Genomic DNA, 3,300 nt, shown 5'->3' on the forward strand with positions numbered 1-3,300 from the left:
CTCCCAGCGCAGCGCGAGGGCCGCCGTGCCGCCGCCCACCGCCTCGAACGACCAGGCGTGCGGCTGGAACACCGTGGGGATGCGCCCGCGCACCGCGAGCCGCCCGGCGAGCCCGGCCTTCGCGCTGTGCGCGTGCACCAGGTCGGGGCGCACCTCGTCGATCAGCCGGGCCAGCTGCCGTACCTCCCGCGCCAGCGAGGCGCCGGGTGAACGCGTCGCCCTCCAGTGCCGTACGTGCGCGCCGAGCGACCGGAGCCGGCCGGAGAGCGCGCTGTCGGGGCAGGCCGCGACCACGTCCAGGCCGTCCGCGAGCTGGGCCCGGACCAGGTCCGTCACGACACGCGCCACTCCGCCGTCCACCGGCTGGGTGAGGTGCAGGACCCGCGGCCCGCGGCCGGCGGACGACGGTTCCACGGGCACGGTTTCCCCGCTTCCGAAGGTGCCCGGCACGGAGGCGTTCACCGCCGGGCGTCGACGGCGGCGAAGAGCACGCCCGCCCATGCCGCGTCCCGCTCGGACGTGAGCCGGAAGGCCGCCCGGTCACCGGCGAGCGGCAGGCCCCCTTCGAGGTCGAACACGTCGGAGTCGTAGCCCAGGGTGTTGGCGTACGCCGGTACCCGCGCGGGGGACGCGCCGCCGGGGTCGGCGATGGTGGAGTTCAGGACGTCGTCGAAGGGGTTGGCCCGGTCGGTGAACGCGGTGGGGGTGGGGCCGGCGGTGAGGACGAGCGAGTCACCGGCGGTGCCGCGGTCGCCGTTGTACGCCACCAGTCCCGCCCGGCCCCCGGCGCCCGCCGGGAACGGCAGGTCGCGCAGCGGCATCTCGACCCCCGCGCGGCCGCCCAGCGGGGCGAAGCCGTCCCAGAGCGCGAGGTGCCGCAGCGGTTCCGCCGGGTTCTCGTACGCCACCACCAGCGTCCAGCCGCCCCAGGTCCCGGCCGCCGACCTGCCCATGGCCACATTGACCTGGGCCACCGTGTACAGGCCCGGCGCGCTGTCCCGCACCAGCTCCGTCACGTCCGCCGAGGCCTGGAAGGCGTCCGCGCCGTCCGCCACCCGGTGCCCCACCAGCGTGTCGGCGAGCAGTTCCTTGTACTCCCCGCCGGGTTCGGCGATCAGCACCCGCCCGTTGTCCTGCCACGGCTTCTGCTCACCGGCCAGCAGGTTGCCGCCCCAGTACAGGCGGGCGTACGTCACCCGGGAGCCGGTCGGCAGCCGGACCTCCGCGCGGGAGGAGTTGTACGTGTTCGGGTCGCTGTCGACGTCGATGTAGAACATGTCGAAGTCGCCGTTCACCCCCTGCGCCCCGGCCTGCACGTCCCGGCACGACGACACCTGGGCACGGCAGGTGGCGGAGGCGTTGGCGGCCCGCACGATGCCGCCGTGCTGGAGCGCGCGGTACCGCTGGGAGAAGGCGAGGCCGTCGGCCTCCGGGGAGGGGGCGACCGGCGCGGCGGCGGCGGAGCCGCAGGGGACCCACATCGCTGCGAGGGAGAAGACGCCCACTGCCGCATGGCGAAGCATCTGACCCAGGGATTGACGCATGACCGTCGGAGCCTTTCGGAACGGGGTGGTGGTGGCAGGCAGCGGGGACGAGTGCGATGCGGCCGACCATGAGGGTGCTTCGGAGGTTCGCAACTCTAGTCACCAAACGGACAAATTCACCGAAATTCGGCGAAAGGTGGCATGTGTGTTGGAATCATGAAGCCTGTTCAGGGGAAGGAGAAGGGGTTGGCCGCCCCGGTCCGCCGCTCCCCCGGGGACCCGTCGGGCGGAACGCGCGACGGGTGCGGGGCGGGTGCGGGGCGGGAACCGAATGGCGCACCTCCGGTTGCGGGAGCCCCCGGGCGCTCCCACGGTGGGCTTCAAGATCCGAAGCCTGCGAAAGGAACCTCCATGCGCGCTCTGCCTGCCCGGCGCATCGCACTCGGCGCACTGTGCGCCGCCCTTCTTGCCGGCCTCACCGGCCCGGCCGCCATGGCGGCCGAACACGACCGCGCGCCGTCCTCCACCGCACTGCTCGCGCAGGTCAGGACCGTCGAGGCGGACGGGAACGGACTCGCCCCGGTCGTCGACCTGCTGAAGGCCGTGCTCGAGACCGACGAAGGCCGGGCATCCTCCGCCGAGGTCGGGAAGCTGGGCGACGCGGCGAGGAAAGCCCTGGCGGAGGCGGCCGACGAGGACCCGGTGGCCACGACCGGGGCCACCACCACCGAGACCACCACCACGACCGAGCCGTCGCCGTCGGTCACGACGACGGACGACACGCAGCTGACCGTCTCCGGGGACGACCTCACGAGCGAGGAGATGGCCGCCCTGCGGGAGGCCCTCGACAGCCTCCTCGAACTGCTCCGGCCCGACACCGTCGCGGACGGGAACGCCGTTCAGGAACCCACGCTGGGCAGTGAGTTGGCGGCCCGGGTGCACGACCTCGTCGACGCCCTGCTCGGCACCGGGTCCCAGGTGTCGACCCTGCCCGCGCCGGCCGCCCCCGCGCAGCCGCCGTTGCTCCCGGGGGTCACGTTCCCCGCGCTCACCTCGCTGTTGCTGCCGCCCGCGGCGTCTTCGTAGAACCCCGCCGTCCTCGAAAAACTCTCATATGAGGACTTGCCAATCTCCCGCTCCACGGTTTCCGCTCCGGCCGGGGATCGTTAGGCACGGCGACAGAATTCCCCTCCGGTGACCGCCCCCGCGTCGCCGAAGAAAGGAACACGATGAAGTCCCTGAAGGCTGCCGCCGTCCTCGCCGGAACCCTGATCGCCGCCGGTGCCGCCGCGCCCGCGTCCGCGGAACCCCTCGACCTGGCACAGACCGGCGTCGACACCGGCCTGCGCACCTCGGTCCCCTTCGAGCTGATGCCGGCGCACGAGTCGAAGACGCTCGTCGACACCGACGACGAATCGCTGCTCGGCACGACGAAGGAAGCGGCGGCCACGGTGAACGACGCCAAGCCGGTCCACGGCGACCTCGGGCTGCACGCCTGAAAAGCACCCCCTGCGAAATCCGGCCCCCAGTTCCCACTGGGGGCCGGATTCCGTTTGCCGCCACGGAGAACCGTATGGACAAGGGAGTCGGACCGATGGTCATCGACATCGACGGAACCTCGAAGGAAACACAGTCGCCACCGCCACCGGCCCCGGAGGGCAGAACACGGCGGGACGTGACCCGCGGACTGCGCACCGGCGCGCTCGCCGCGGCCCTGGCACCGCTGCTCGCCGCCTTCCGCGCACCGCGCCCCACGCCCGGGAAGGCCCCCGGCCGCGCCTCCTTCGACCGGACGCACCGGGGCCGCCGCATCCAG

4 protein-coding genes and 1 pseudogene are annotated in these 3,300 nt (G+C 73.2%); 3 read left to right on the forward strand and 2 right to left on the reverse strand.

Annotated elements, in window-relative coordinates; genetic code table 11:
- Both B7767_RS16780 and B7767_RS16785 read right to left on the reverse strand, forming a co-directional pair.
- A partial coding sequence (locus B7767_RS16780; RefSeq protein WP_143652521.1) for a glycosyltransferase occupies positions 1-414 on the reverse strand: 414 nt, incomplete at its 3' end.
- A 44-nt stretch (positions 415-458) separates the two neighbouring features.
- Positions 459-1,544: a DUF3344 domain-containing protein gene (locus B7767_RS16785; protein WP_085572897.1), complete on the reverse strand. Its 1,086-nt coding sequence runs from the start codon at positions 1,542-1,544 to the stop codon at positions 459-461.
- 351 nt (positions 1,545-1,895) lie between these two features.
- Between B7767_RS16785 and B7767_RS16790 the strand changes: the two genes are divergently transcribed.
- From B7767_RS16790 to B7767_RS16800, 3 genes and pseudogenes are all read left to right on the forward strand, one after another.
- A complete protein-coding gene (locus tag B7767_RS16790; RefSeq protein ID WP_085572898.1) occupies positions 1,896-2,570 on the forward strand; it encodes a hypothetical protein in 675 nt (224 codons plus the stop codon).
- Positions 2,571-2,713: 143 nt separating this feature from the next.
- Entirely contained in the window at positions 2,714-2,983 is a 270-nt protein-coding gene (locus B7767_RS16795) for a hypothetical protein (RefSeq protein ID WP_085572899.1), read from the forward strand.
- A gap of 74 nt (positions 2,984-3,057) precedes the next feature.
- Positions 3,058-3,300, forward strand: a pseudogene (locus B7767_RS16800) (tyrosinase co-factor); the annotation flags it as partial.

Source organism: Streptomyces sp. 13-12-16 (genome assembly GCF_002114215.1).
Lineage (GTDB): Bacteria > Actinomycetota > Actinomycetes > Streptomycetales > Streptomycetaceae > Streptomyces.

Bases quoted from the DNA above. Each gene is read 5' to 3' on its own strand.
- B7767_RS16785 (WP_085572897.1), bottom strand. From the start codon at position 1,544: ATGCGTCAATCCCTGGGTCAGATGCTTCGCCATGCGGCAGTGGGCGTC.
- B7767_RS16795 (WP_085572899.1), top strand. From the start codon at position 2,714: ATGAAGTCCCTGAAGGCTGCCGCCGTCCTCGCCGGAACCCTGATCGCC.
- B7767_RS16790 (WP_085572898.1), top strand. From the start codon at position 1,896: ATGCGCGCTCTGCCTGCCCGGCGCATCGCACTCGGCGCACTGTGCGCC.